Here is a 24,755-nt window from a genome sequence, read left to right on the forward strand (position 1 = left end):
TGGATGCGGTGAAGCCCGGCGGGCTGGCGGGATCCTTGCTGTCCCCGCTTGGCGGTTTCGCCATGTTGCGGGCCGCGCATCGGCGGGTCGGGAGGTGACCGGGCCTGTTGGTCCGATCGCCCATGGAACGCCCGAATTTCGCCGGTTGACGCTGGCGATGCTGTTCGCCGGTTTCTCCACCTTTTCACTGCTATATGCCGCGCAGCCGCTGCTGCCGCTGTTTTCCGCGGAATATGGGGTGAGTGCGGAGGGGGCAAGCCTTGCGGTGTCGATGGCGACGGGGCCGCTGGCGATCGGCATCCTGGTGGCCGGCCTGGTGTCGGACCGGGTGGGGCGGCGGCCGTTGATGGTGGCGGCGATGCTGTCGGCCGGGGTGCTGACGCTCGCGGCGGCGTTCGCGCCGGGATGGGTGGCGCTGCTGGTACTGCGTTTCCTGACCGGGCTGGCGCTGGCGGGGGTGCCGGCGGTGGCGATGGCCTATGTCGCGGAGGAGGTGGACGCCGCCTCGGTCGGGTCGGCGATGGGGCTGTATATCGCGGGCAGCGCGCTGGGCGGCATGGGCGGGCGGCTGATCGCAAGCCTTGTCGCCGATATCGGCGGATGGCGCTGGGCCATCGGCGCGGTCGGGCTGGCGGGTGTGGTGATGGGCGAGACGTTCCGGCGGCTGGCGCCGCGCTCGCAGCGGTTCGTGCCGGCGCAGGGGCGTGTCGGTGCGTTGATGGTGCAGGCGGGCGCGCTGTTCCGGGACCGTGCGCTGCCGCTGCTGTTCGCCGAAAGCTTTCTGCTGATGGGCGCATTCGTCACGGTCTACAACTATGCCGGCTACCGGTTGCTGGGCGCCCCCTATCACCTCAGCCAGAGCGCGGTGGGCGCGGTGTTCCTGCTCTACGTGCTGGGATCGGCCAGTTCGGCATGGTTCGGCGGACTTGCCGGGCGGATCGGGCGGCGGCGCGTGTTCTGGGTGCCGGTGATGCTGCTGATCGCGGGGCTGGGGATCGCCGCAGCACGGCCGCTGGCGCTGGTGGTGATCGGCATCGCGGTGGTGACGGTGGGCTTTTTCGGGGCGCATTCGATCGCGAGCGCCTGGGTCGGGCGGCGGGCGGGCGCGGCACGGGGGCTGGGTGCGGCGCTGTACCTGTTCTTCTATTATGCCGGGTCGAGCGTGCTGGGATCGGCCGGCGGCTTTGCCTGGACCCATGGCGGCTGGCCGGGGGTGACGCTGTTCTGCCTCGCGCTGGCGGCGATGGCGCTGATCGTCGCGCTGCTGCTCGCGCGGGTCGCACCGCTGGAGCAGGCGGCTACGCCGGCCACGGTGCCCGAAGCCTAGCGCGCGAGCGGGTCGATCGCGTCGCTCGGTGGCGTGGCGGCGAGGTCGCGGGCGACCGCCTCCACCCGCGCCATCACGCGCAGGATGTTGCCGCGGGTAAGGGCGGCGAGGTCGGCGTCGCTCCAGCCGCGGCGGGCAAGCTCGATCAGGACGCGCGGGTAGCCGTCGACGCCCTTCATGCCGGCCGGGCCGGTGCCGGCAATGCCGTCATAGTCGCCGCCGAAGCCGACGGCGCCGCGTCCGGCGATGCGGGCGACGTGGTCGATGTGATCGGCGACCATGGCGGGGGTGACGCGGGGTTCGGGGTGGGTGGCGTCCCAGGCGAGGAGCGGGGCAGGGGAGCGGGGGCCGTACACATCGGCCGGCACGCCCAGCGATGCGGCATGATCGGTGCGGGCGCGGTCCCATGCGCGCCATGCGGTGGAGACAAAGGCGGGATAGACGTTGACCATCACCACGCCGCCCCCCGCACCGATGCGGCGGAGCAGCGCATCGGGAATGTTGCGCGGCGCAACTCCGACCGCGCGGGCCCCGGAATGGCTGGCGATGACCGGCGCGCGGGTCACGTCCAGCACCGCAGCCATCGTCGCATCCGAGACATGCGCGACATCGACGATCATGCCGATGCGGTTCATCTCCGCCACCACCTGCCGGCCAAAGGGCGACAGGCCGTTCGCGACCGGATCGTCGGTGGCCGAATCCGCCCAGGCGAGGCTGTGGCCATGCGTCAGCGTCATGTAGCCGACGCCCAGCGCCTTGTACTGGCGCAGGACCGACAGGCGGCCGTCGATCTGGTGCCCGCCCTCGACCCCGATCAGCGAGGCGATGCGGCCGTTCGCCTGCGCCGCCGCGATCTCGGCCGCCGTGGTCGCAAGGGCGAAGTCCTGCGGATAGGCGGCGACGAAGCGGCGGACGACGTCGATCTGCTCCAGCGTCATTTCCACCGCACGCGGCCCGGTGACGGTGGCGGGTATCCAGACCGACCAGAACTGGCCGCCGACGCCGCCTTTACGCAGGCGGGGAATGTCGGTCTGCAAGGGGCGGGGCAGGCGGCTGGTGTCGCGGGACAGATCGACGGCGGTGCCCGTTTCGCGCAGTTCCCAGGCGAGGTCGTTATGACCGTCGATGATGGGCGCCTGAGCGAGCAGGCGCTCGACGCGGGTCTCGGCGGTCGGACCCGCGGCCTGGGCGAGCAGCAGCAGGGCGATCACAGCGTCGGCAGCCGGGCAAAGCCGTTCGGCACCTCGGCGGGCGCATCGTCCGACACGAAAACCTGCTCGACGCGGGAGGCGGGCGATCCTTCACGCGCTGTCGCGATCATGGCGTCGATCATAACGGGCGATCCCCGCACGAGCGCCTCGACCGATCCATCGGCGCGGTTGCGCACCCAGCCATCGAGCCCCAGCGTCCTAGCCTGCTCCACGAACCAGTTGCGATAGAAGACGTTCTGGACACGGCCGGTGATGCGGAGACGGCGGGAGATCATGGGATCATAGTCTCACCTGCTTGCGACCGGCTGTCCAGATGCGCCAGGATCGGGGGATGACGATCCGGATCAGGGAAGACGATCTCACTGATGCCGCGGTGCAGGCATTGCTCGCGCTGCATCTGGCGGGGATGCGGGCGGGATCGCCGGCGGGACATGTCTTTGCCCTAGACCTGTCGGGGTTGCGTGCGCCGGGAGTGACGGTGTGGACCGCGTGGCGCGACGGACGGGTGGCGGGCATCGCCGCGATGAAGCGGCTGGGGGCGGGCGCGGCCGAGCTGAAGTCGATGCGCACGCATCCTGAGGCCTTGCGCCGCGGGGTGGCGGCGGCGCTGCTCGATCATATCATCGGCGTCGCCCGGTCGGAGGGTTTGACGCGGTTGAGCCTGGAGACGGGGAGCGGAGAAGCGTTCGAGCCGGCGCTTGCGCTTTATGCGAGCCGCGGCTTTGCCAGCGGCGAAGCGTTCGGCGGGTATGTGGCCAGCGCGTTCAATCAGTTCCGCCATCTGGAACTGGCACCCCTTCGCTAGGGTGAGATGCCTTCATGTCCGTCTCGCTTTGGAGCCGGCTGGGGCAAATCCCATCCTGGATCATCTGGCTGCAAAGCTGACCCGTCCGGCCTGAACACCATCGAAGGGCTCAGGCCGAACGGGCGGGATCACGGTCGCTCCCTCAAGGGGAAGCGACCGTCAGATCACAGCTTTTCGGTAAGTTCGGGGACCAGCTTGAAGAGGTCGCCGACCAGGCCGATGTCGGCGACCTGGAAGATGGGGGCATCCTCGTCCTTGTTGATCGCGACGATCACCTTGGAGTCCTTCATGCCGGCCAGATGCTGGATGGCGCCCGAGATGCCGACCGCGACATAGACCTGCGGGGCGACGATCTTGCCGGTCTGGCCGACCTGATAGTCGTTGGGGGCATAACCGGCATCGACCGCGGCGCGGGATGCGCCGACGGCGGCGCCCAGCTTGTCGGCGAGCGGATCGATCAGCGCGTGGAACTGCTCCTCGGAACCCAGCGCCCGGCCGCCCGACACGATGATCTTGGCCGAGGTCAGCTCGGGACGTGCATTCTCCGCGATCTCCGCGCCGGTGAAGCTGGACAGGCCCTTGTCACCGGTGGCGGCGACCGCCTCGATCGTGCCCGTGCCGCCCTGTGCCTCCGCCTTGTCGAAGGCGGTGCCGCGCACGGTGACGACCAGTTTCTTGTCGCTGGTCCTGACGGTGGCGATGGCGTTGCCCGCGTAGATCGGCCGGGTAAAGCTGTCCGGCCCCTCGACCGAGAGGATGTCGGAGACCTGCATCACGTCGAGAAGCGCCGCGACCCGCGGCGCGATGTTCTTGCCCGTGGTGGTGGCCGGCGCGACAAAGGCGTCGTGGTGCCCCATCAGTTCCACCACCAGCGGCGCGACATTCTCGGCCAGCGCATGCGCATAGGCCGCGTCGTCGGCGACATGCACCTTGCCGACCCCGGCGATCGCGGCCGCCGCCTGGGCGACCGCATCCACGCCCTGCCCCGCGACCAGCAGGTGGACCTCGCCCAGCTTTGCCGCCGCGGTCACCGCGGACAGCGTGGCATCCTTGACGGCCCCGCCGTCATGTTCGACCCAGACCAGCGTCTTCACTTGGCAATCCCCATCGCTTGCAGCTTCATCACCAGTTCGTCGACATCGGCGACCTTGACGCCGGCCTGACGCTTGCCCGGTTCGGCGACATGGGTGATCGTGTGACGGGCTGCGATGTCGACGCCGAAATCGGCCGCGGCACGCGTCGCCATCGGCTTGGACTTGGCCTTCATGATGTTGGGCAGCGAGGCATAGCGCGGCTCGTTCAGCCGCAGGTCGGTGGTGACGATCGCGGGCAGCGTCAGCGTGTCGGTCTCCAGCCCGCCATCGACCTCGCGGGTGACCACCGCCTGCCCCTCGGCCAGCACGACCTTCGACGCGAACGTCCCTTGCGCCCAGCCGAGCAGCCCGGCGAGCATCTGACCGGTCTGGTTGTTGTCGTCGTCGATCGCCTGCTTGCCCAGAATCACGAGGTCGGGGCTTTCCTCCTCGACGATTTTGGTGAGCAGCTTGGCGACGCCCAGCGGCTCCACCCGGCCCTCGGCGGTGACCAGGATCGCCCGGTCGGCGCCCATCGCCAGCGCGGTGCGCAGCGTGTCCGCCGCCTTGGGCTCGCCGATCGAGACCACCACCACCTCGGTGACGCCGGCCTTCTCCTTCAGCCGGATCGCCTCCTCGACCGCGATCTCGTCGAACGGGTTCATGCTCATCTTGACGTTCGCCAGGTCGACGCCCGACCCGTCCGCCTTCACCCGCGGCTTCACATTATAGTCAAGCACGCGCTTGACCGGCACCAGCACCTTCATCGGGGCTCCTTCCTGTCCATGGCGGATCGTTTTCACCGGTCCACTTGGGAGTTTTGCGAGGGTTTCGCAAGTTCACTATGGTGGATGGCCGTTCGCCATCCGTCTCTTCCAGAACGAAGAAGGGCCCGGACGTTTCCGTCCGGGCCCCTTATCGCATCGGTGATGACCGTGGCGCGTCAGGCGACCTTCTGCACCTCGGCGACGATCTTCTTGGCCGCGTCGCCCAGATCGTTGGCGGGGACGATGGCGAGGCCGGAGTTCGCCAGGATCTCCTTGCCCTTCTCGACATTCGTGCCCTCGAGGCGGACGACGAGCGGCACCTGCAGGTTCACTTCCTTCGCCGCGGCGACGATGCCGTCCGCGATGATGTCGCAGCGCATGATGCCGCCGAAGATGTTGACCAGGATGCCCTTCACCGCCGGATCGCTCAGGATGATCTTGAACGCCGCCGTCACCTTCTCCTTGTTGGCGCCGCCGCCGACATCGAGGAAGTTGGCCGGGAACATGCCGTTCAGCTTGATGATGTCCATCGTCGCCATGGCAAGGCCGGCGCCGTTGACCATGCAGCCGATGTCGCCGTCGAGCTTGATGTAGGCGAGGTCGTACTTCGACGCCTCCAGCTCCATCGCGTCCTCTTCGGTGGTGTCGCGCAGTTCCATCAGGTCCTTGTGACGGAACATGGCGTTGCCGTCGAAACCAACCTTGGCGTCGAGCACGACCAGCTTGCCATCGTCGGTGACGGCGAGCGGGTTAATCTCGATCTGCTCGGCATCGGTGCCCAGGAACGCGTCATACAGCTTGGACGCGACGCTGGCAGCCTGCTTGGCGAGGTCACCGGTCAGCTCCAGCGCAGCGGCGACCGAGCGGCCGTGATGCGGCATGAAGCCGGTCGCGGTGTCGATGTCGATCGAGTGGATCTTCTCCGGCGTGTCGTGCGCCACGGTCTCGATATCCATGCCGCCCTCGGTCGAGGCGACCATCGAGACACGGCCGGTCGCGCGGTTGACGAGCAGCGCGAGGTAGAATTCCTTGGCGATGTCGACGCCGTCGGTCACGTACAGGCGGTTGACCTGCTTGCCGGCGTCACCGGTCTGGATCGTCACCAGCGTGTTGCCGAGCATGTCGGCAGCGGCCGCACGAACCTCGTCGGCGGTCTTGGCGAGGCGGACGCCGCCCTTGGCATCCGGGCCCAGTTCCTTGAACTTGCCCTTGCCGCGGCCGCCGGCGTGGATCTGCGCCTTGACGACGTAGAGCGGTCCGGGGAGCTTCTTGGACGCCTCGACAGCCTCGTCGACCGACAGGGCGGCAAAGCCCGCGGGGACCGGTACGCCGAACTTCGCCAGCAGTTCTTTCGCCTGATATTCGTGAATGTTCATGGGCGACCTCGCCTTGTGCTATTATCTAGGACGGTTGACAGCCCTTTCGCACAGGGAGCGAAGCGAATCCACCCCGGATTTTGCCGAATTCAGCGCACTATTGCAAACGCATCGCAATATATATAGGAAAGTCGAAGAATTTCATGTCCTGGTCCATCGGCATCCTGCTCCTCGTCGCCACCGTGATCGGCATGGAAGGCTTCGCCTATGCGGCACACCGCTGGATCATGCATGGTCCGGGCTGGTTCCTGCACGAAAGCCACCATCGCCCGCGGACCGGCAACTGGGAGTTGAACGACCTGTATGCGGCGATCTTCGCGGTGCCGTCGTTCGTGATGATCCTGGGCGGCGTGCAGCTTGGCTGGTGGCCGGGCTTTACCTGGATCGGGGCGGGGATCGCGGCATATGGCGCGATCTATTTCGGTTTCCACGACGTGATCGTGCACCGGCGGCTGCCGACGCGGTACCTGCCCAAATCGACCTATATGAAGCGGATCGTTCAGGCGCACCGGTTGCATCACGTGGTGGAGACGAAGGAGGGCAATGTCAGCTTCGGCTTCCTGGTCGCGCCCCGGCCCGAGGACCTGAAGGCCGAGTTGAAGCGGCGGCGCCATGCCGGGGTGCGCGCACCCAAAGCGGAGGCCGGTGCGTTTCCGGAAAAGTAACCACCATGGCCGTAGAGCGAGTCGCGATGGAACATCCGGTCTTCACCCCGCCGTTCGAGCCGGTCGCCGGCCAGGAACTCCGCCAGTCGCTGCGCCGCAAGGTCAAGATGCGCGCGCATCTGCGCGACAAGGGACAGACCCGGTTCGAGATCGACGTGGTCGACCTGTCGCAACAGGGCTTTCGCGCCGAAACCAGCTTCACGCTGTGGCCGGGCACGGTGGTGTGGCTGACGCTGCCCGGCCTCGCGCCGCTGGAGGCGGTGGTCGCATGGCGGGACAAGTTCAAATATGGTTGCGCCTTCGCCAAGCCGCTGCACCCGGCGGTGTTCGAGCATATCGTCGGCCTCGGCAACCGCTGAGGCGGCGACCCTCTCCCCCCGACCGAGGAAGAGGGTTCGGGCGTATCAGTCGAACAGCGAGGACACGCTGGTTTCGTCCGCGATGCGCTTGATCGCCTCGCCCAGCAGGGGGGCGATGGCGAGGTGGCGGATCTTGGGGGTGGTGCCGATCGTCTCGTGATTGCCGATCGAGTCGGTGATGACCAGCTCGCGCAAAGCCGAGCCGTCGACCCGCGCGACCGCGCCGCCCGACAGCACGCCGTGGGTGACATAGGCGACGACATCCTCCGCCCCCGCCTCGCGCAGCGCCGCGGCGGCGTTGCACAGCGTGCCGGCCGAGTCGACGATATCGTCGATCAGGATGCAGAAACGCCCCTCGACATCGCCGATGATGTTCATCACCTCCGACTCGCCGGCACGCTCGCGACGCTTGTCGACGATGGCGAGCGGCGCGTTGTCGAGTCGCTTGGCCAGCTGGCGGGCGCGCACCACGCCGCCGACGTCGGGCGAGACGACCATCAGGTTCTTGCCCCGGAAGCGGGCCTGGATGTCCGCGCTCATCACCGGCGCGGCGTAGAGATTGTCGGTGGGGATATCGAAGAAGCCCTGGATCTGGCCGGCGTGGAGATCGACCGAGAGCACGCGGTCGGCGCCCGCGACGGTGATCAGATTGGCGACCAGCTTGGCCGAAATCGGCGTGCGCGGGCCGGGCTTCCGGTCCTGGCGGGCATAGCCGAAATAGGGAACGACCGCGGTGATCCGCTTGGCCGACGCGCGCTTCAGCGCGTCGATCATGATGAGCAGTTCCATGAGGTTGTCGTTGGCAGGAAAGCCCGTCGACTGGATCACGAACACGTCCTCGCCGCGGACATTCTCCTGGATCTCGACAAAGATCTCCTCGTCGGCGAAGCGGCGTACCAGCGCCTCGGTCAGCGGCACCTCGAGATAGTTCGAGATCGCCTGCGCCAGTGGCAGGTTCGAATTGCCCGTCATCAACTTCATGGTCGTCGGTCCCCGCAGCCCGGTCGTGATGCGCGCCCCTTAACCGTGGTGTCACATAAGCGCAAAGTGCTTTGCCGCATCGCCGGGGCCCGGTTATGGCCACGCGCATGACCGTGACCCGCTTCGCGCCGTCGCCCACCGGGCGGCTTCATGTCGGCAATATCCGCACCGCCCTGCATAACTGGATGTATGCGAAGGGGAATGGCGGCCGTTTCCTGCTGCGCATCGACGACACCGATGCCGAGCGCAGCGAGGAACGCTTCGTGGACGCGATCCGGGCCGATCTGGCGTGGCTGGGCATGGAGCCGGACGGGGAGGTGCGGCAATCGGCGCGGTTCGCGCTGTACGAATCGCGGTTCGCCGCGCTGGTCGCGGCCGGGCGCATCTATCCGGCCTATGAAACCGCGCAGGAACTGGACCTGAAGCGCAAGGTGCTGCTGGGGCGGGGATTGCCGCCCGTCTATGACCGGGCGGCGCTTCGCCTGTCGGAGGCGGAGCGCGCCGCGCTGGAGGCGCAGGGGATACGCCCGCACTGGCGGTTCAAGCTGGATCATGACGCGCCGATACGCTGGGACGATGCGGTGCGTGGGCCCCAAAGCTTCGACCCTGCGACGATGAGCGATCCCGTCATCCGGCGCGCGGACGGATCGTGGCTGTATATGCTGCCATCGGCGATCGACGACATCGACATGGGGGTGACGCAGGTGGTGCGCGGCGAGGACCATGTGTCCAACACCGCGCTGCAATTGCAGATGTTCGACGCGATGGGCGCGGCCCCGCCGGGCTTTGCGCATGCCGCGCTGCTGACCGGGGCGGAGGGCAAGCTGTCCAAGCGGCTGGGATCGCTGGGCGTCGATCACTTCCGCGAGGTCGGGCTGGAGGCGCAGAGCGTCCGCGCGCTGCTGGCGCGGATCGGGACCAGCGATCCGGTGGAGGCGGTGGCGGACATGGCGCCGCTGATCGCGACGTTCGATTTCGCCCGCTTCGGCCGCGCACCGGCGCGGTTCGATGAGGGCGAACTGGCACAGTTGAACGCGCGCATCGTGCACCAGTTGCCGTTCGAGGCGGTCGCGGATCGCCTGCCCGCCGGCATGGGCGCGGCGGAATGGGATGCGGTGCGGCCGAACCTGTCGACGGTGGCCGAAGCGGCGGACTGGTGGGGCGTGATCGAGGGACCGGTCGACGCGGAGATCGCCGGGGAGGATCGTGCCTATCTGGCCGAGGCGGCGGCAGCGGCGGCGGCGATCGACTGGGCGGGCGACCCCTGGCACGCGCTGACCGACCGGTTGAAGGGGACGAGCGGGCGCAAGGGCAAGGCGCTGTTCCTGCCGCTGCGCCTGGCGCTGACCGGCCGGGCGCATGGACCGGACATGGGCCAGTTGCTGCCGTTGATCGGGCAGGCGCGGGCGGTGGCGCGACTCGGGGCGGCGGCGGGCTGACCCGGCGCGTGCCGTGGAAGTGGACACTACACCCCCCACTGCGTGTCCACTTCCGATCCCGTTACGCTGCCTTGTCGGAAGCAGCGGACTGGCGGGCGTGTGCCGGATCATGGTGACGTCATAGCGGATCGACACGCTGTAGGAAAACGGCCACTTGTGCGGGCCCCGTTATGATGTACCATCGCATCCTGCGGCAAGGTGTGGCCGTGGGGCGTCTCAAGGAGTGATCGTCAGCGAAGGAGGCAAGCGTCATGTATGCGGATCGTCACGCACGTGAATTCCATCCGGCCAGCCTGTCGGTGGCTGTCGGCGTCAACGTCGTCCTGATCGGGGCTCTGTTGTTCGCCAATCCGCCATCGGTGTTCAAGAAGCCGCCGGATACGACGCTGACCACGACGAACATCCCGCTGCAGCCCCCGCCGCCGCCAGAACCGGTGCTGCCCGAGATACAACCGCGCGAGAGCGTCACGCCGCAACCGGCACCCCGGCCGGTACCCGATCTGACCACGCTGCCCGTGGATGTAGCGCCGGCCGGACCGGTGTTTTCACCGCCGCCGCCTTTGCCGCCGATCGAGGGCGGCGTGATCGGCGGCACGGGCACCGCGCGGGTGGTCGATCCACCCAAGCCGCCATCAGTGTTCACCGGGCCGCAGGTCGATCCGCGTTATGCCGGGCAGTTCCAGCCTCCCTATCCATCCGCCGAGCAGCGGATGGGCGAGGCCGGGCGCGTGGTGGTGCGGGTGCTGGTCGGAACCGACGGGCGGGTACGACAGGTGGAATGCGTGACCGCGAGTTCGGACGGCTTCTGCCGCGCGACGCGCGAGCGGGCGCTGGCCAAGTGGCGGTTCAAGCCGGCGACGCGCGACGGCATGGCGGAAGAGGCGTGGCGGACGATGTCGGTGACGTTCGTGCTGGAGGATTGATGCTCTTTTTCCCTCTCCCTTCCGGAGAGCATCAGGTGAACAGCGCCCCGCGCTGTTCAGCCCTGCCGGGGGCATTGGCTACCTGATGCTGGTGGGGCCCGCCGCGAAGCGGTGGGAGGGTGAGGGGCAGACCAGCAGTGCTGCACTGCTTGGCGGCCCCTCACCCCAACCCTTTCCCCGGAGGGGAGAGGGAGCAGGTGTTTGGCCCTTTATCCGCGGCCCCCAAATCCCTATCTTCGGGCCCATGTCGTTCTTCGGCCGCTTTTCGCCCCGCCGCGCCTATCAGGATCTGCGGCTGTTTCTGTCGCATCGCCAGCCCTATGAACTGGGGTTCCTGGCGCTGGCGGTGGGGATCACCGGCTTCTTCGTCTATGCCTTTGCGCGCGACGATTATGTGCCGGTGCCGTACAAGCCCGACATCGTCTATGTCGAGCAATGGTCGGCCGATCGCACCGACGCCGAGATCGTCGCGCAGCAGAAGATCGACTATTTCAAGAAAAAGAAGATGCTGGCCGAGCAAAAGGCCGCCGAAGAGGCCAAGCGTGCCGAGTTCAAGAAGGTGGACGACGCGTTGAGCCGGTGGGGTATCTGAGCGACGATCATCGCTGGATGGGCGCTGCACTGGCGCTCGCCTCGCGCGGGCGCGGACGCACGGCCCCCAATCCCAGCGTCGGTTGCGTCATCGTTGCGAACGGCCGCGTAGTCGGGCGCGGCTGGACGCAGGATGGCGGGCGGCCGCATGCCGAGGCGATGGCGCTGCGGCAAGCGGGCGGTGCGGCAACCGGGGCCACCGCCTATGTCACGCTGGAGCCGTGCGCGCATCTCTCCGCGCGGGGGCCGGCCTGTACCGACCTGTTGATCGCCGCGGGCGTGGCGCGGATCGTGGCGGCGATGGGCGATCCCGATCCCCGCACCAACGGCAGCGGTTTCGCGCGGGCGCGGGATGCCGGGATCGCGGTGGTCGAAGGGGTTCGGGAGGCCGAGGCGCGGGGCATGATTGCCGGCTTCCTTATGCGGCAGGCATCGGGGCGGCCCTATGTCACGCTGAAGCTCGCCACCTCGCTGGATGGCTGCATCGCGATGGCGGACGGGAAGAGCCGCTGGATCACCGGTGCGCAGGCTAGGGCGCATACCCATCTGGAGCGGAGCCGGCACGAGGCGATCCTGGTCGGCCGCGGCACGCTGGTGGCGGATGCGCCGCGGCTGGACGTGCGGCTGGCCGGGCTGGCGGCGCGAAGCCCGCGCCGCGTGCTGCTGTCGCGCCGGCCAGAGCCGGGATGGGAGCATGTCGCGGCTCCGCAGGCGATTGCCGGACTGGCGGGGGTCGATCATCTGATGGTGGAGGGGGGTGCCGGGGCGGCGGCGGCGTTCCTCGGCGCCGATCTGGTCGATCGGCTGCTGCTGTACCGGGCACCCGTGCTGATCGGGCGGGGCCGCGCGGCACTGGGCGATATCGGGCTGGCGAGGCTGGCGGATGCGCATGGCCGATGGCGGCTGGCCGATGCACGCGCGCTTGGCAGCGACCGGCTCGAGGTCTACGAGCGCGGCTGATATGTTTACAGGCATCGTCACCGATATCGGTATCATCGACGCGGTCGAGTCGCGCGGCGACACGCGCGTCCGCATCTCCACCGCCTATGACATGGGCAGCGTCGATCTGGGCGCCTCGATCGCCTGTTCGGGCGTGTGCCTGACCGTGGTCGACAAGTCCGCGCCCGGCGCGCCGGGCTGGTTCGCGGTCGACGTCTCGGGCGAGACGATCAGCCGGACCGCGGCGGAGCAGTGGACGAACGGCCGCCACCTGAACCTGGAACGTGCGATGAAGCTGGGCGACGAGCTGGGCGGGCATATCGTCACCGGCCATGTCGACGGGGTCGGCACCGTGGTGTCGGTGGCGGAGGAAGGCGGATCGCACCGCGTGTTCGTGCGCGTGCCGGCCGAGCTGGCTCCCTTTGTCGCGACCAAGGGGTCGGTGACGATCGACGGCGTTTCGCTGACCGTGAACAGCGTCGAGGATGGAGCCGACGGCACGGTCGTCGGCCTGAACATCATTCCGCATACCGCCGCGGTGACCACGCTGGGCACGGTGGCCGAGGGGCAGGCGGTGAATGTCGAGATTGACGTGCTTGCCCGCTATCTGCAACGCATGGAGCATTATCGTGGCCGCTAAGTCCGCAGAACTGGCGCGGTTGCGCCACGCCTTTCTGTCCAGCCCCGAAGAGATCATCGACGAGGCCCGCAACGGGCGGATGTTCATCCTGGTCGACGACGAGGATCGGGAGAATGAGGGCGATCTGGTCATCCCCGCGCAGATGGCGACGCCCGAAAAGGTGAACTTCATGGCGCGGCACGGTCGCGGGCTGATCTGCCTCGCCATGACCAAGGAGCGCGTCGATGCGCTCGGCCTGCCGCTGATGAGCCGCAACAACGGCACCCGGCACGAGACCGCCTTCACCGTCTCGATCGAGGCGCGCGAGGGGGTGACGACGGGGATTTCGGCGGCCGACCGTGCGCGGACCATCTCGGTCGCGATCGATGCGGCCAAGGGCGCGGGCGAGATCGTGACGCCGGGCCATGTCTTCCCGCTGGTCGCGCGCGACGGCGGCGTGCTGGTGCGCGCCGGCCATACCGAGGCGGCGGTGGACGTCGCGCGGCTGGCGGGCCTCAACCCCTCGGGCGTGATCTGCGAGATCATGAACGAGGACGGCACCATGTCGCGCATGGACGACCTGGTCGGCTTTGCGCAGCTCCACGGGCTCAAGATCGGCACGATCCGCGACCTGATCGCCTATCGCCGGCGCTACGACCATCTGGTCGAGTTGCAGTCGGAGGCCAAGTTCGTCAGCGAATGGGGCGGCGACTGGGTCGCGCGCGCCTATCGCAACAAGGCGACGGGGACCGAGCAGGTCGCGCTGGTCAAGGGGCGGCTGGACATCACGAAGCCGGTGCTGGTGCGCATGCACGCGCTGTCGCCCTTTGCCGACGTGTTCGGCGAGTCGGGGTCGCGCGGGCATCTGCTGGCGCGTTCGATGGAGATCATCGCCGAGGAGGGCGCCGGCGTCGTCGTCGTCATCAACCGGCCGCGATCGGACGCGTTCACCACCGCGGTGCGCCTGAAGGCGGGCGAGGAGGTGTCGATCGACATGGAGGAACTGCGCGACTACGGCGTCGGCGCGATGATCCTGGCCGAACTGGGCGTGCAGGACATGGTGCTGCTGACCAATACCCATCACACGCTGGTCGGCCTCGACGGCTATGGGCTGTCGATCGTCGGCGAGCGTCGCATCGAAGAAGGAGACGCCTGATGGCGCATGTGCTGATCGTCGAGGCGCGGTTCTATACCCATCTGAACGACCTGCTGCTGGAGGGTGCGCGCGCCGCGATCGAGGCGGCGGGGCACACCCACGAGACGGTGACCGTGCCGGGCGCGCTGGAGGTGCCGGGCACGATCGCGCTGGCGGCGGAGCGTTATGACGCGTTCGTGGGCTTGGGCGTCGTGATCCGCGGCGAGACCTATCATTTCGAGATCGTCGCGGGCGAAAGCGCACGCGGGATCATGGCGCTGACCATGGACGGGCTGGCGATCGGCAACGGCATCCTGACCGTCGAGAACGAGGAGCAGGCGCTGGTCCGCGCCCGACCCGACCAGAAGGACAAGGGCGGCGAGGCGGCAAAGGCGGCGCTGGCGATGCTGGACCTGAAGAGCCGCTTCGGGTGAACGGCCCGATCCTCTTCACCGAGCGGCTGATCCTGCGGCCGCCCGTGGCGGAGGACTTCGAGGCATGGGCGGCGTTCCATGCCGAACCCGAGACGATGCGTTTCCTGGGTGGCGTGCAGACGCGAAGCGTAGCGTGGCGCGGACTTTGTGCGATGGCAGGGGCGTGGAGCATCCGCGGCTTTGCGATGTTTTCGCTGATAGAGAGGCATACCGGGCAATGGATCGGGCGTGTCGGACCGTGGCAACCCGATGGCTGGCCGGGGCGTGAGGTCGGTTGGGGCGTGGCGCGGGCTTTTGCCGGGCGCGGCTATGCTCATGAAGCGGCCTGCGCAGCGATGGACTATGCGGTCGATGTGCTGGGCTGGGATCACGTGATCCACACGATCGATCCGGAGAACGAAGCATCGATCCAACTGGCCAGGCGGCTTGGATCTCGCAACGAGGGCCCGGCGTCGCTGCCTGCGCCACTTGAGACGTTTCGCGTCGATGCTTGGGGGCAGAGCGCCGGTGATTGGCGTGCGCGGAAGCAGTCGTAGCGCTGCTCCCTCTCCCCCTCGGGGAGAGGGTTGGGGTGATGGGTTGCCAAGCAGCGTTTCGCCTGTGGCGGCCCCTCACCCTCCCATCGTATTTGCGATGGGCCCCTCCAGCATCAGGTCGCCCATGCCCCCGGCATGGGTTGAACAGCGTGGGGCGCTGTTCACCTGATGCTCCCCGGAGGGGAGAGGGGTGTTGATACTGACTTATGCAGCCTTGGCTTCGTCCAGCGTCGGGTAGTCGATATAACCCTCCGGCCCCTGGCTGTACCATGTCTTGATGTTGCTCTGGTTCAGCGGAGCGTCCTTGGCGAGGCGCTCGGGCAGGTCGGGGTTGGCCAGGAAGGTGCGGCCGAAGCTGATCGCATCCGCCGTGCCGGCGTCGATGGCGGCCTGCGCCTGTGCGGCGGTTTCATAGTCCGAGTTCAGCACCAGCGGCCCTGTGAACACGTCACGGATCTGTGGCGAGAGCTTGGGTACGTCGGTCTTGCCGAAGGTGCCGTCGGGGCCGGGTTCGCGCAGTTCCAGAAAGCCGATGCCGATCTCCGCCAGCGCCTGTGCGGCGGGGATGAAGACCGCGGCGGGGTTCGAGTCGTCCACGCCCTGGCTGTCGCCGTTGGGGGAGAGGCGGACGCTGGTGCGGTCGGCACCGGCAACGCCGGCGACACGCTCCACGACTTCGCGCAGGAGGCGGATGCGGTTTTCCGGGGCACCGCCGTAGCGGTCGTCGCGGAGATTGGCGTTGTCGCGCAGGAACTGGTCGATCAGATAGCCATTGGCGGCGTGGACCTGCACGCCGTCGAACCCGGCGGCGAGCGCGTTGGCGGTGGCGCGCGCATAGGTGTCGAGGAGGGCGGGGATCTCGTCGAGCGTCAGCGGGCGCGCGGTCTCGAAATCCTGCTTGCCGTCATAGGTATGCGCCTGACCCGCGGTGGCGGTCGCCGAGGAAGAGACGGGCTGCTCTCCGATCACCGAGGAATGGACCTGCCGGCCCATGTGCCAGAGCTGCGCGACGATGCGGCCGCCGGCGTCGTGCACCGCCTTCGTCACCGGGCGCCACGCCTCGACCTGCTCGTCGGACCAAAGACCGGGGGCGAAGGGCCAGCCCAGCCCCTGGCGGCTGATCCCGGTCGCTTCCGAGATGATGAGGCCGGCACCGGCACGCTGCGCATAATATTCGGCCATGATCGGGGTCGGCACCGCCGCCTTGTCGGCGCGACCACGGGTGAGCGGCGCCATGAGGATGCGGTTGGGCGCGTGGATGGCGCCGAGATCGATGGCGTCGAACAGACTGGGCATTAGGCTTCCTTTTTCTTGCCTGACGACGGCGAGATAGGGAGCTAAGGGGAGCCATGCACGCAAGCGCGCCCCCAAGAAAAACTGCGCCGGCCCAAACCCCGTTACCGGATGCGTCCCCGGCGGCGTTCGCCGCGGTGATTCTGGCGAACGTCGCGCTTGCCTTCGGGCCGTGGTTCGTGCGGCTGGCGGATACCGGGCCGGTGGCGGCGGCGTTCTGGCGGATCACGCTGGCCGCGCCCGTGCTGGTGGCGGCAGCGTTCGTGGCCGGCGGCGGCGGCGTGCGGGGGCGGCAACCCCCCTGGGGCCTGCTGGGCGTGCTGCTGCTGTCCGGCATCGCCTTTGCCGGCGACCTGGGAACGTGGCACCTGGGCATCCGGCAGACGACGCTGGCCAATGCCACGCTGTTCGGCAATTCGGCGACGCTGATCTTTCCGATCTACGGCTTTCTGGTGGCGCGGGCGTGGCCGACGCGCATGCAGGCGTTCGCGCTGCTGCTGGCGGCACTGGGCGGCGGGCTGCTGATGGGGCGGTCCTATCAGGCGGACCCACGGCATCTGATCGGCGATCTGCTGTGTCTGGCGGCGGGCGTGCTGTATGCGGTCTATTTCATCCTGATGGCGCGGGTGCGGACGCGGGTGGCGCCGGTGCCGGCGCTGGCGATGTCGACGCTGGCGAGCATCGTGCCGCTGCTGCTCTATGCGCTGATGCTGGGCGAGCGGATCTGGCCCGATCACTGGGGCGCGCTGATCGCAATGGCGCTGGTCAGCCAGGTGGTGGGACAGGGGCTGATGATCTATGCGCTGGGCAAGCTGAGCCCGCTGGTGATCGGCATCGCGCTGCTCGTCCAGCCGATCGTGGCGGGCGCGATCGGCTGGATCATCTATGGCGAGCGGCTGGGCGGGCCCGATCTGCTCGGCGTGGCGTTGGTGGCGGCGGCACTGGTGCTGGTTCGCCGCAAGGGAAGGAGTGAGGCATGAGCGATGTCGTGGATATGACGCTGGACGAGGTTCGCGCCGCCCTTGCCCCCGGCATCGCCAGCAATGCGGCATTCGACGGCTGGACCGCCGCGGCGCTCGAGATGGCGGCGGATGCGGCGGATATCGACCGGGATGTGGCGCGGTTGGCGTTTGCGGGCGGGGCGGTGGCGATGATCGATGCGTGGTTCGACAGCGTGGACCGGGCGATGGTCGAGGCGCTGCCCGCCGCGACGGTCGCCACGATGAAGATCCGCCAGCGTATCCAGCAACTTGTCGAGGCGCGGTTGACGGTGCTGGCGCCCGAGCGCGAGGCGCTGCGCCGGGCATTGGCGGTGCTGGCGATGCCGCAGAACGTGGCGGCGGCCGCGCGGCTGGGCTGGCGATCGGTGGACACGATCTGGCGCCATGCCGGCGACACCGCGACCGATTACAATCATTACACCAAGCGCACGATCCTGCTGGGCGTGTACGGCGCGACGATCACCGTGTTCGTGGACGATGACAGCGAGGGCCATGCGGACACGCGCGCGTTCCTGGCGCGGCGGATCGATGGCATCATGCAGTTCGAGAAGCTGAAGGCGGGCGTGCTGCGCCGCGCGGAATATCGGCCGAGTCTTTCGCGCTTTATCGGCCGGCTGCGCTATCCGGCCGTGTAACTTCATCACCACAGCTAATTGATAATCACTCGCAGGCGGTCTATGTAGGGGCCATGGCCACCGCACCGATGTTCGACTCCGCCGGGTTCAGCCTGATCTCGCTGCCGCGCCACCGCCCGGCAACGGTGGCCGCAATCGCCTGGGAGCGGCTGGCGCAGCCCGAGGCGCGGCGTTTGCGCGAGTTCGGGTTCGACGAGGGCGTCGATGTCGAGGTGCTTCATCGCAGTTTCCTGGGTGGTGGTCCGATCGCCTGTCGCATCGGACGGATGACGGTGGCGCTGCGCCGCCGCGTCGCCGCCGCGATCCAGGTGGCGCCGGTCGCGCAGGCCACGGCAGGCGAGTCCGCACCGGGCGACTCGGATCGTCGCTGACAGGATGCATGCACAACCGCTGGTCGCGCTGGTCGGCAATCCCAATGCCGGCAAGAGCGCGCTGTTCAACGCGCTGACCGGTGCCCGGCAGAAGGTCGGCAATTATCCGGGCGTGACGGTGGAGCGGCATTCGGGCCGGCTGGCGCTGGACGACGGCCGTCCGGTCGAACTGGTCGACCTGCCCGGCGCCTATAGCCTGGACCCGTCCTCCCCCGACGAGCGGGTGACGCGCGATGTGGTCACCGGGCGGCAGGCGGGGGAGCGGCGTCCCGACGCGCTGATCATCGTCGTCGACGCCGCCAATCTGGACAATCACCTGCGCTTCGCGCTGCAACTGATCGCGCTGGGCCTGCCGGTGGTGGTCGCGCTGAACATGGTCGACCTGGCCGAGCGCGACGGGCTGACGCTGGACCCCGACATCCTGTCGCGCGAACTGGGCGTGCCGGTGGTGCCGACGGTGGCGGTGCGGCGGCGCGGGATCGATGCGTTGCGCACCCATATCGGCGAGATGGTGGCGACGCGGCAGTCCCGCGATGCCGCGCCCGCCGAGGACATCAAGGCGCTGCAGCGCCGCGCGCGCGAGATTGCCGGCCGGACCACGGTGTCGGAAACCGCCGGGCGACGCTGGACCCATGCGCTGGATGCGGTGGCGCTGCACCCGGTATCGGGCCCGATCCTGCTGATCGGATTGCTGTTCATCATGTTCCAGGCGGTGTTCGCCTGGTCGGAGGCGCCGATCGGGTGGATCGAGGGCGCGTTCGCCGCGCTGGACGGGTGGATCGATGCGGTATTGCCCGACAGTTTCCTGCGATCGCTGCTGACCGATGGCCTGATCGCGGGTGTGGGCGCGGTGGTGGTGTTCCTGCCGCAGATCCTGATCCTGTTCCTGTTCATCCTGATTTTGGAAGCGTCGGGCTATATGGTGCGCGCGGCGTTCCTGATGGACCGGCTGATGGCGCATGTCGGTCTGTCGGGGCGGGCGTTCATCCCGCTTCTGTCCTCCTTTGCGTGCGCGGTGCCGGGGATCATGGCGACGCGGTCGATCGAGGATGAAAAGGACCGGCTGACCACGATGCTGATCGCGCCGCTGATGACCTGTTCGGCGCGGCTGCCGGTCTATACGATCATCATCGGGGCATTCATTCCGGACCGGCAGGTGGCGCCTTTGGTCGGTCTGCAGGGGCTGGTGCTGCTCGGCCTCTACGTCATGGGCATATTGGGCGCATTCGTCGCGGCGCTGGTGCTGCGCCGGACGGTGACCAAGGGCGAATCCTCCGGCTTCATGATGGAGATGCCGAAATACCAGTGGCCGCAGCTTCGCGACGTCGCCATCGGGCTGTGGAGCCGGTCGCTGATCTTCCTCAAGCGGGCAGGCACCACCATCGCGCTGACCACGGTGATCCTGTGGGCGCTACTGTCCTTTCCCAAGCCGCCGGAGAATAGCGGCATCTCCCCGGTCGATTATTCGGTGGCCGGGCGGATCGCGAACGGGCTGGAGACGGTGGTCGCGCCGATCGGCTTCAACCGCGACATCGCGCTGGCGCTGATCCCGGCGATGGCGGCACGCGAAGTGGCGGTGGCGGCGATCGGTACCGTCTATGCCATCGACGACCCCGAAGCCGAGGGCGGGCAGAAGGCGATCACCGAGAATCTGAAGAACCGGTGGACCCTGCCGACCGCGCTCGCCTTTCTGATGTGGTTCGTCTTTGCCCCCCAGTGCATCTCCACCATCGCCGTCACCCGGCGGGAGACGAACGGGTGGAAGTGGCCGGCGTTCATGGTTGGCTATTTGTTCGCCACGGCCTACATCATGGCCGGTATCACCTATTGGCTGGCGACGCTCGCCGGCCTGTAAGAGAAGTTTCGGGGCATCATGGCAGGCAGCGTCAACAAGGTCATTCTCGTCGGCAATCTGGGGCGCGACCCCGAAAGCCGCAGCTTCCAGAACGGCGGCAAGGTCGTGAACCTGCGCATCGCCACGTCGGAATCGTGGAAGGACCGCAATTCGGGCGAGCGCAAGGAAAAGACCGAATGGCATTCGGTCGCGATCTTCAACGAAGGGCTGGCCAACGTCGCCGAGCGGTTCCTGCGCAAGGGATCGAAGGTCTATATCGAGGGCCAGTTGCAGACGCGCAAATGGCAGGACCAGTCGGGCAACGAGCGCTATTCGACCGAGGTCGTGCTGCAGGGCTTCAACTCGGTCCTGACCATGCTCGACGGACCCGGCGGCGGGCAGGGCGGCGGTGGCCGCAGCGGCGGCGGCGACGACTGGGCCGGCGGCGGTGACGATTTCGGCGGTGGCTATGGCGGCGGCGGATCCTCGTCGGGCGGCGGCTTTGGCGGCGGATCGGGCGGTCAGCGCGGCGGCGGGGCGCCGGCCGGGAACGCCGGTGGTCGCGGCGGGTTCAGCCAGGGCGGCGGTTTCGCCGACGATCTGGATGACGACGTGCCGTTCTGATTCCGGTCGGCATCTCTGTTTTTCGGCCGGCAAGGTAGCTTTATCGCATGACGAATAGCGACGATCCGACACCGGCCCGTGCCCGGATCGTCGATGCCTATGCCCCCGGCGGCGTCCGAGCGTCCGGCCTGCTGGACGATGTGACCGATTTCGCCGCCATGCTGTGCGCGGCACCGATGGCGCTCGTCTCGCTGGTCGAGGAGGAAGACACCCGCTTCCTGGCGCAAAGCGGGGCGGACGGAATGGCGGCACCGTCGCGCAGCCTGTCCTTTTGCACCCATGCGATGGTGCAGGACGGTTTGACCGAGATCCGCGACGCGACGCTGGACCCGTGCTTTGCCGATCATCCCTTCGTCACCGGGGACATGCATCTGCGCTTCTATGCGGGCATGCCGCTCCGGTCGCGGGACGGGGTGGCGCTGGGCGCGTTGTGCGTGGTCGACCGGGAGCCGCGGCCCGAGGGGCTGACCGCGCTGCAACGGCAGGGGCTGACGGTGCTGGCCAGCCTGACCATGGCGCGGCTGGAGGATCGGCGCACCACCGCCGAGCAGGAGGCGATCCGCGAGCGCGAGGCGGAGGCGCTGGCCGATAGCGAGCGGCGGTTCCGCACGCTTGCCGATGCGATGCCGCAGATGGTGTGGGCGACGCTGCCCGATGGCTATCACGACTATTACAATGCGCGCTGGTACGATTTTACCGGCACCCCCCGGGGTTCCACCGACGGTGAGGGGTGGAACGACATGTTCCATCCCGACGATCAGGATCGCGCATGGGCGGTATGGCGGCAAAGCCTGGCGACCGGCGACCCGTACCAGATCGAATATCGCCTGCGCCATTTCGACGGCACCTATCGCTGGGTGCTGGGGCGGGCGCTGCCGCTGCGCGATGCGGATGGCGCGATCACCCGCTGGTTCGGCACCTGCACCGACATCCACGAACAGAAGCTGGTGCAGGAAGAGCGCGAGATCATCAGCCAGGAGCTGAGTCACCGCATCAAGAACATCTTTGCGGTGATCTCGGGCCTGATCGGTTTCGCGGCGCGGGGCAATCCGCCGTTCGCGCCGCTGGCGGCCGACCTGCGCGACCGGATCACCGCGCTGGGCCGCGCGCACGACTTCGTCCGGCCGCACAGCAACGCGTCGCGCCCGCTGGCGCGGCAGGACAGCCTGCACGGCCTGCTCAACGACCTGTTCCTGCCCTATGCGCAGGAAAGCATGGAGCGGCTGCGCGTGACGGGCGACGATGTGCGGATCGACGACCGCTCGGCCACGCCGCTGGCGCTGCTGTTTCACGAGCTGGCGACGAACGCGAGCAAATATGGCGCGCTGTCGACCGATCATGGCAGCGTGACGGTGCGGATCGATCGCCGGGATGGCGGGGTGGTGCTGTGCTGGACCGAGACGAGCGGCCCGCGCGTCGATGCCGCACCCGCCTATGCCGGGTTCGGATCGCAACTGGTGGAGTTGAGTGCGGTGCGCCAGCTCGGCGGCACGGTAGCGCGCGACTGGCGGCCGGAGGGGCTGGTGGTGACGGTGGCGGTGCCGGAGGCGGCGTTCAGCCGTGGTTGAGCGTCAAGGGCATCAGGTCGGGGGTCTCGGTCGCATCCGCCTTGCCGCCCGTTTCGCTGCACGCCTGGCTGCATAGGGCCGCGGCCGCGATAATCGCCTGCTCGCTGAAGGGCTTGCGAATATAGCCTAGCGCGCCGCCCGACTCGCCGATCTGCGCGGGGTTGGCGGTGACGAACACCACCTTGACGCCATATTCGGACGAAATGCGGCGGGCGATGGTGGGGCCGGTGGCGCCGTCGCGCAGGTTGACGTCGACAAAGGCGAAGCTGCACTGCGGCGCGGCCTCCATCGCGGTGGCGCTGTCCGCGGCGATCGCGGCGACGTGGTATCCGGCGTCGGTGAGGATGCGTTCGAGATCGAGGGCAACGAAAATCTCGTCCTCTACGATCAGTGCGGTTTTCGACATGCGGGTTCCAATATCGGGACGGGCAGGGTCGCAGGACCATGCCCGATACTCGGACAAGCCAATGCGCTGACCTATGTTCAGTTCCGTACTCATATTGATCGAAATCAAGTTGAGATCAGCGCTGTAGCAAAAATACCGCATGTTCCGCGCGCAGGTTCGCCGCCGCCGCGCTGGTCTGGCGGCTGCGCGACAGGAACCAGCTCCCCTCCACGGTCAGGCCGCGATCGCGCAGAAAGGCGCGAAAGTCGTCGATGGTGACGTGGTGGATGTTGGGGGTGTCGTACCAGCGTTCGGGGAGGAGGTCGGTGACGGGCATGCGTCCGCCCCACATGAGCGACAGGCGGACGCGCCAGTGGGCGAAGTTGGGGAAGCTGACAAAGGCGCGGCGGCCGATGCGTAGCAGATGGTCGAGCACGACGTCCGGAGCGCGCGCGGTCTGCAGCGTCTGGCTGAGGATCGCATAGTCGAAGCTGGCGTCGGGGTAGCTGGCGAGGTCGGTGTCGGCATCACCCTGCACCACCGCCAGCCCGCGGGCGACCGCGGCGGCGACGTTGGCGGGATCGATCTCCAGCCCGCGCGCGTCGCATCCCGCCTCGTCGCGCAGCGCCGCCATCAGCGCGCCGTCGCCGCAGCCGATATCGAGGATGCGGCTGCCGCGCGCGACATGGCGGGCGATGATCGACAGGTCGGGGCGCAGGTCGTTCATGGCTCGGCCCTCAGGAAACCATCGATCACCCGGTTCATCTCGGGGGCCTCCAGCAGAAACGCGTCATGGCCGTAAGGGCTGGACAGTTCCACGAAGCTGACCGCCGAGCCGGCGGCGTTCAGCGCCTGGACGATGCCGCGCGAGGCGGCGGTGGGATACAGCCAGTCGGTGTCGAAGCTGACCACGCAGAAGCGCGCGCGCGTCTGGCGGAAGGCACCGGCGAGCAGGCCACCATGTTCCTCGGCCAGATCGAAATAATCGACCGCGCGGGTGATATAAAGATAGGAATTGGCGTCGAACCGGTCGACGAAGCTGATCCCCTGGTGGCGCAGATAGCTTTCCACCTGGAAATCGGCGTCGAAGCCGAAGCTTTTCGCCTCGCGCGCCTGAAGCTTGCGGCCGAACTTCTCGGTCAGGCCCGCCTCCGACAGATAGGTGATGTGCGCGGCCATGCGCGCCACCGCCAGACCGGCGGCGGGGGGATCGTCATGCCCGTAATAGTCGCCGCCGCGCCAGCGGGGATCGGCCATCACCGCCTGGCGCCCGACCTCGTGAAAGGCGATGTTCTGCGCGGTGTGGCGCGCGGTGGTGGCGATGGCGACGACGGCGCGAACCCGCTCGGGGAAGGTGGCGGCCCAGCTGAGCGCCTGCATGCCGCCCATCGATCCGCCGACCACCGCCTGCAACTGTCCCACCCCCAGATGATCGAGCAGCAGGGCCTGCGCGCGCACCATGTCGCGAATGGTGATGACGGGAAAACCCATCCCCCAGGGCGCGTTCGTCGCGGGGTTGATCGTGGCGGGGCCCGACGAGCCCATGCAACTGCCGATGACGTTCGAGCAGATGATGAAATGCCGGGTCGGATCGATCGGCCTGCCGGGGCCGACGAGGCGCGTCCACCAGCCGGGCTTGCCGGTGCGCGGATGGACGCTGGCGACATGCTGGTCACCGGTCAGCGCATGGCAGATCAGGATCGCGTTGCTGCCCTGGGGATCGAGCGTGCCATAGGTTTCATAGGCGATCTCGACCGGCGACAGCAGCGCGCCGCCGTCCAGCCGCAGCGGGCCGGGCAGACGGACATGGCGGAGAAGGCCGAAGCGCGCGTCATCGGACATGGGACGGCTCGCTAGGCCGCCG

At 68.1% G+C, this 24,755-nt stretch carries 28 protein-coding genes; 18 read left to right on the top strand and 10 right to left on the bottom strand.

The window, feature by feature from the left end; genetic code table 11:
• Nucleotides 1-94: 94 nt before the first annotated feature.
• On the top strand, nucleotides 95-1,327 hold the full coding sequence (locus NPJ82_RS00865) for an MFS transporter (RefSeq protein ID WP_342658041.1): 1,233 nt from the start codon (nucleotides 95-97) through the stop codon (nucleotides 1,325-1,327).
• On the opposite strand, the gene NPJ82_RS00870 is transcribed toward NPJ82_RS00865, so the two are convergent.
• Both NPJ82_RS00870 and NPJ82_RS00875 read right to left on the bottom strand, forming a co-directional pair.
• Nucleotides 1,324-2,538, bottom strand: coding sequence for a dipeptidase (locus tag NPJ82_RS00870; RefSeq protein WP_342658042.1), 1,215 nt, complete (start codon nucleotides 2,536-2,538; stop codon nucleotides 1,324-1,326). The two genes, NPJ82_RS00865 and NPJ82_RS00870, sit on opposite strands and share 4 nt — an antisense overlap.
• A complete protein-coding gene (locus NPJ82_RS00875) occupies nucleotides 2,535-2,813 on the bottom strand; it encodes an acylphosphatase (protein ID WP_342658043.1) in 279 nt (92 codons plus the stop codon). The genes NPJ82_RS00870 and NPJ82_RS00875 overlap by 4 nt, the downstream gene beginning before the upstream one ends.
• Nucleotides 2,814-2,869: 56 nt before the next feature.
• Between NPJ82_RS00875 and NPJ82_RS00880 the strand changes: the two genes are divergently transcribed.
• The gene (locus NPJ82_RS00880; protein WP_342658044.1) at nucleotides 2,870-3,343 is read left to right on the top strand and encodes a GNAT family N-acetyltransferase; all 474 of its coding nucleotides are present in this window, start codon (nucleotides 2,870-2,872) and stop codon (nucleotides 3,341-3,343) included.
• Between the two features lie 164 nt (nucleotides 3,344-3,507).
• Here NPJ82_RS00880 and NPJ82_RS00885 read toward each other — a convergent pair whose 3' ends face one another.
• The 3 genes from NPJ82_RS00885 to sucC form a co-directional block, all read right to left on the bottom strand.
• Nucleotides 3,508-4,437, bottom strand: a complete 930-nt coding sequence (locus tag NPJ82_RS00885; RefSeq protein WP_342658045.1) for an electron transfer flavoprotein subunit alpha/FixB family protein — start codon at nucleotides 4,435-4,437, stop codon at nucleotides 3,508-3,510.
• On the bottom strand, nucleotides 4,434-5,183 hold the full coding sequence (locus tag NPJ82_RS00890; protein WP_342658046.1) for an electron transfer flavoprotein subunit beta/FixA family protein: 750 nt from the start codon (nucleotides 5,181-5,183) through the stop codon (nucleotides 4,434-4,436). Before NPJ82_RS00890 ends, NPJ82_RS00885 begins: the two co-directional genes overlap by 4 nt.
• A 176-nt stretch (nucleotides 5,184-5,359) precedes the next feature.
• On the bottom strand, nucleotides 5,360-6,559 hold the full coding sequence (sucC, locus tag NPJ82_RS00895) for an ADP-forming succinate--CoA ligase subunit beta (protein WP_112383792.1): 1,200 nt from the start codon (nucleotides 6,557-6,559) through the stop codon (nucleotides 5,360-5,362).
• Nucleotides 6,560-6,702: 143 nt separating this feature from the next.
• Here sucC and NPJ82_RS00900 point away from each other — a divergent pair, with 143 nt between their 5' ends.
• Both NPJ82_RS00900 and NPJ82_RS00905 read left to right on the top strand, forming a co-directional pair.
• Entirely contained in the window at nucleotides 6,703-7,224 is a 522-nt protein-coding gene (locus tag NPJ82_RS00900) for a sterol desaturase family protein (RefSeq protein ID WP_112383791.1), read from the top strand.
• 5 nt (nucleotides 7,225-7,229) lie between these two features.
• Nucleotides 7,230-7,583 carry a pilus assembly protein PilZ gene (locus tag NPJ82_RS00905; protein WP_235904062.1) on the top strand — a complete coding sequence of 118 codons (354 nt, stop codon included), beginning with the start codon at nucleotides 7,230-7,232 and terminating at the stop codon, nucleotides 7,581-7,583.
• Nucleotides 7,584-7,628: 45 nt separating this feature from the next.
• Here the strand turns inward: NPJ82_RS00905 and NPJ82_RS00910 are convergent, their stop codons facing one another.
• Complete coding sequence (locus NPJ82_RS00910; RefSeq protein ID WP_112383789.1) at nucleotides 7,629-8,564, bottom strand: ribose-phosphate pyrophosphokinase; 936 nt, start codon at nucleotides 8,562-8,564, stop codon at nucleotides 7,629-7,631.
• Nucleotides 8,565-8,671: 107 nt separating this feature from the next.
• On the opposite strand from NPJ82_RS00910, the gene NPJ82_RS00915 reads away from it, so the two are divergent.
• The 8 genes from NPJ82_RS00915 (at nucleotide 8,672) to NPJ82_RS00950 (ending at nucleotide 15,180) form a co-directional block, all read left to right on the top strand.
• On the top strand, nucleotides 8,672-10,003 hold the full coding sequence (locus NPJ82_RS00915) for a glutamate--tRNA ligase (RefSeq protein WP_342658047.1): 1,332 nt from the start codon (nucleotides 8,672-8,674) through the stop codon (nucleotides 10,001-10,003).
• Nucleotides 10,004-10,254: 251 nt separating this feature from the next.
• On the top strand, nucleotides 10,255-10,926 hold the full coding sequence (locus NPJ82_RS00920) for a TonB family protein (protein WP_342658048.1): 672 nt from the start codon (nucleotides 10,255-10,257) through the stop codon (nucleotides 10,924-10,926).
• A gap of 244 nt (nucleotides 10,927-11,170) precedes the next feature.
• Nucleotides 11,171-11,518 carry a hypothetical protein gene (locus NPJ82_RS00925; protein WP_112383787.1) on the top strand — a complete coding sequence of 116 codons (348 nt, stop codon included), beginning with the start codon at nucleotides 11,171-11,173 and terminating at the stop codon, nucleotides 11,516-11,518.
• 17 nt (nucleotides 11,519-11,535) lie between these two features.
• Nucleotides 11,536-12,477: a bifunctional diaminohydroxyphosphoribosylaminopyrimidine deaminase/5-amino-6-(5-phosphoribosylamino)uracil reductase RibD gene (gene ribD / locus NPJ82_RS00930; protein WP_342659050.1), complete on the top strand. Its 942-nt coding sequence runs from the start codon at nucleotides 11,536-11,538 to the stop codon at nucleotides 12,475-12,477.
• Nucleotide 12,478: 1 nt separating this feature from the next.
• Nucleotides 12,479-13,096 carry a riboflavin synthase gene (locus NPJ82_RS00935; RefSeq protein WP_112383786.1) on the top strand — a complete coding sequence of 206 codons (618 nt, stop codon included), beginning with the start codon at nucleotides 12,479-12,481 and terminating at the stop codon, nucleotides 13,094-13,096.
• Nucleotides 13,086-14,231, top strand: a complete 1,146-nt coding sequence (gene ribB, locus NPJ82_RS00940) for a 3,4-dihydroxy-2-butanone-4-phosphate synthase (protein ID WP_235904063.1) — start codon at nucleotides 13,086-13,088, stop codon at nucleotides 14,229-14,231. Before NPJ82_RS00935 ends, ribB begins: the two co-directional genes overlap by 11 nt.
• A complete protein-coding gene (gene ribH / locus NPJ82_RS00945; protein WP_267347996.1) occupies nucleotides 14,231-14,644 on the top strand; it encodes a 6,7-dimethyl-8-ribityllumazine synthase in 414 nt (137 codons plus the stop codon). The genes ribB and ribH overlap by 1 nt, the downstream gene beginning before the upstream one ends.
• Entirely contained in the window at nucleotides 14,641-15,180 is a 540-nt protein-coding gene (locus NPJ82_RS00950) for a GNAT family N-acetyltransferase (RefSeq protein WP_342658049.1), read from the top strand. The genes ribH and NPJ82_RS00950 overlap by 4 nt, the downstream gene beginning before the upstream one ends.
• A 204-nt stretch (nucleotides 15,181-15,384) precedes the next feature.
• On the opposite strand, the gene NPJ82_RS00955 is transcribed toward NPJ82_RS00950, so the two are convergent.
• Nucleotides 15,385-16,476, bottom strand: coding sequence for an alkene reductase (locus NPJ82_RS00955; protein WP_342658050.1), 1,092 nt, complete (start codon nucleotides 16,474-16,476; stop codon nucleotides 15,385-15,387).
• Between the two features lie 53 nt (nucleotides 16,477-16,529).
• Between NPJ82_RS00955 and NPJ82_RS00960 the strand changes: the two genes are divergently transcribed.
• Genes NPJ82_RS00960 through NPJ82_RS00985 form a run of 6 tightly spaced genes read left to right on the top strand, consistent with a single transcriptional unit; the run spans nucleotide 16,530 to nucleotide 22,506 of the window.
• Nucleotides 16,530-17,453 (top strand): DMT family transporter, encoded by a 924-nt coding sequence (locus NPJ82_RS00960; protein ID WP_342658051.1) that lies wholly within the window; start codon nucleotides 16,530-16,532, stop codon nucleotides 17,451-17,453.
• Nucleotides 17,450-18,109 carry a COQ9 family protein gene (locus NPJ82_RS00965; RefSeq protein ID WP_342658052.1) on the top strand — a complete coding sequence of 220 codons (660 nt, stop codon included), beginning with the start codon at nucleotides 17,450-17,452 and terminating at the stop codon, nucleotides 18,107-18,109. The genes NPJ82_RS00960 and NPJ82_RS00965 overlap by 4 nt, the downstream gene beginning before the upstream one ends.
• A gap of 53 nt (nucleotides 18,110-18,162) precedes the next feature.
• Entirely contained in the window at nucleotides 18,163-18,480 is a 318-nt protein-coding gene (locus NPJ82_RS00970; RefSeq protein ID WP_235904064.1) for a FeoA family protein, read from the top strand.
• Nucleotides 18,481-18,484: 4 nt separating this feature from the next.
• The gene (locus NPJ82_RS00975) at nucleotides 18,485-20,335 is read left to right on the top strand and encodes a ferrous iron transporter B (RefSeq protein WP_342658053.1); all 1,851 of its coding nucleotides are present in this window, start codon (nucleotides 18,485-18,487) and stop codon (nucleotides 20,333-20,335) included.
• Nucleotides 20,336-20,353: 18 nt separating this feature from the next.
• Nucleotides 20,354-20,938: a single-stranded DNA-binding protein gene (gene ssb / locus NPJ82_RS00980; RefSeq protein ID WP_149682663.1), complete on the top strand. Its 585-nt coding sequence runs from the start codon at nucleotides 20,354-20,356 to the stop codon at nucleotides 20,936-20,938.
• Between the two features lie 47 nt (nucleotides 20,939-20,985).
• Nucleotides 20,986-22,506, top strand: coding sequence for a PAS domain-containing protein (locus NPJ82_RS00985; protein ID WP_342658054.1), 1,521 nt, complete (start codon nucleotides 20,986-20,988; stop codon nucleotides 22,504-22,506).
• Here NPJ82_RS00985 and NPJ82_RS00990 read toward each other — a convergent pair.
• The 3 genes from NPJ82_RS00990 to NPJ82_RS01000 all read right to left on the bottom strand — a co-directional run bounded on the left by NPJ82_RS00990 (nucleotide 22,493) and on the right by NPJ82_RS01000 (nucleotide 24,733).
• Complete coding sequence (locus NPJ82_RS00990; RefSeq protein WP_342658055.1) at nucleotides 22,493-22,912, bottom strand: response regulator; 420 nt, start codon at nucleotides 22,910-22,912, stop codon at nucleotides 22,493-22,495. The two genes, NPJ82_RS00985 and NPJ82_RS00990, sit on opposite strands and share 14 nt — an antisense overlap.
• A 115-nt stretch (nucleotides 22,913-23,027) precedes the next feature.
• Complete coding sequence (gene metW / locus NPJ82_RS00995) at nucleotides 23,028-23,618, bottom strand: methionine biosynthesis protein MetW (protein ID WP_112383776.1); 591 nt, start codon at nucleotides 23,616-23,618, stop codon at nucleotides 23,028-23,030.
• Nucleotides 23,615-24,733 carry a homoserine O-acetyltransferase gene (locus NPJ82_RS01000; RefSeq protein WP_342658056.1) on the bottom strand — a complete coding sequence of 373 codons (1,119 nt, stop codon included), beginning with the start codon at nucleotides 24,731-24,733 and terminating at the stop codon, nucleotides 23,615-23,617. The genes metW and NPJ82_RS01000 overlap by 4 nt, the downstream gene beginning before the upstream one ends.
• Nucleotides 24,734-24,755 lie beyond the last annotated feature (22 nt).

Origin of the sequence: Sphingomonas sp. NY01 (genome assembly GCF_038809135.1) — a bacterium.
Lineage (GTDB): Bacteria > Pseudomonadota > Alphaproteobacteria > Sphingomonadales > Sphingomonadaceae > Sphingomonas > Sphingomonas carotinifaciens.

What these genes read in the sequence shown, in the direction of transcription:
- NPJ82_RS00875 (WP_342658043.1), bottom strand. Translation starts at nt 2,813, where the DNA reads ATGATCTCCCGCCGTCTCCGCATCACCGGCCGTGTCCAGAACGTCTTC.
- NPJ82_RS00880 (WP_342658044.1), top strand. Translation starts at nt 2,870, where the DNA reads ATGACGATCCGGATCAGGGAAGACGATCTCACTGATGCCGCGGTGCAG.
- NPJ82_RS00890 (WP_342658046.1), bottom strand. Translation starts at nt 5,183, where the DNA reads ATGAAGGTGCTGGTGCCGGTCAAGCGCGTGCTTGACTATAATGTGAAG.
- sucC (WP_112383792.1), bottom strand. Translation starts at nt 6,559, where the DNA reads ATGAACATTCACGAATATCAGGCGAAAGAACTGCTGGCGAAGTTCGGC.
- NPJ82_RS00900 (WP_112383791.1), top strand. Translation starts at nt 6,703, where the DNA reads ATGTCCTGGTCCATCGGCATCCTGCTCCTCGTCGCCACCGTGATCGGC.
- NPJ82_RS00905 (WP_235904062.1), top strand. Translation starts at nt 7,230, where the DNA reads ATGGCCGTAGAGCGAGTCGCGATGGAACATCCGGTCTTCACCCCGCCG.
- NPJ82_RS00910 (WP_112383789.1), bottom strand. Translation starts at nt 8,564, where the DNA reads ATGAAGTTGATGACGGGCAATTCGAACCTGCCACTGGCGCAGGCGATC.
- NPJ82_RS00915 (WP_342658047.1), top strand. Translation starts at nt 8,672, where the DNA reads ATGACCGTGACCCGCTTCGCGCCGTCGCCCACCGGGCGGCTTCATGTC.
- NPJ82_RS00920 (WP_342658048.1), top strand. Translation starts at nt 10,255, where the DNA reads ATGTATGCGGATCGTCACGCACGTGAATTCCATCCGGCCAGCCTGTCG.
- NPJ82_RS00925 (WP_112383787.1), top strand. Translation starts at nt 11,171, where the DNA reads ATGTCGTTCTTCGGCCGCTTTTCGCCCCGCCGCGCCTATCAGGATCTG.
- ribD (WP_342659050.1), top strand. Translation starts at nt 11,536, where the DNA reads ATGGGCGCTGCACTGGCGCTCGCCTCGCGCGGGCGCGGACGCACGGCC.
- NPJ82_RS00935 (WP_112383786.1), top strand. Translation starts at nt 12,479, where the DNA reads ATGTTTACAGGCATCGTCACCGATATCGGTATCATCGACGCGGTCGAG.
- ribH (WP_267347996.1), top strand. Translation starts at nt 14,231, where the DNA reads ATGGCGCATGTGCTGATCGTCGAGGCGCGGTTCTATACCCATCTGAAC.
- NPJ82_RS00955 (WP_342658050.1), bottom strand. Translation starts at nt 16,476, where the DNA reads ATGCCCAGTCTGTTCGACGCCATCGATCTCGGCGCCATCCACGCGCCC.
- NPJ82_RS00960 (WP_342658051.1), top strand. Translation starts at nt 16,530, where the DNA reads ATGCACGCAAGCGCGCCCCCAAGAAAAACTGCGCCGGCCCAAACCCCG.
- NPJ82_RS00965 (WP_342658052.1), top strand. Translation starts at nt 17,450, where the DNA reads ATGAGCGATGTCGTGGATATGACGCTGGACGAGGTTCGCGCCGCCCTT.
- NPJ82_RS00970 (WP_235904064.1), top strand. Translation starts at nt 18,163, where the DNA reads ATGGCCACCGCACCGATGTTCGACTCCGCCGGGTTCAGCCTGATCTCG.
- NPJ82_RS00975 (WP_342658053.1), top strand. Translation starts at nt 18,485, where the DNA reads ATGCATGCACAACCGCTGGTCGCGCTGGTCGGCAATCCCAATGCCGGC.
- ssb (WP_149682663.1), top strand. Translation starts at nt 20,354, where the DNA reads ATGGCAGGCAGCGTCAACAAGGTCATTCTCGTCGGCAATCTGGGGCGC.
- NPJ82_RS00985 (WP_342658054.1), top strand. Translation starts at nt 20,986, where the DNA reads ATGACGAATAGCGACGATCCGACACCGGCCCGTGCCCGGATCGTCGAT.
- NPJ82_RS00990 (WP_342658055.1), bottom strand. Translation starts at nt 22,912, where the DNA reads ATGTCGAAAACCGCACTGATCGTAGAGGACGAGATTTTCGTTGCCCTC.
- metW (WP_112383776.1), bottom strand. Translation starts at nt 23,618, where the DNA reads ATGAACGACCTGCGCCCCGACCTGTCGATCATCGCCCGCCATGTCGCG.
- NPJ82_RS01000 (WP_342658056.1), bottom strand. Translation starts at nt 24,733, where the DNA reads ATGTCCGATGACGCGCGCTTCGGCCTTCTCCGCCATGTCCGTCTGCCC.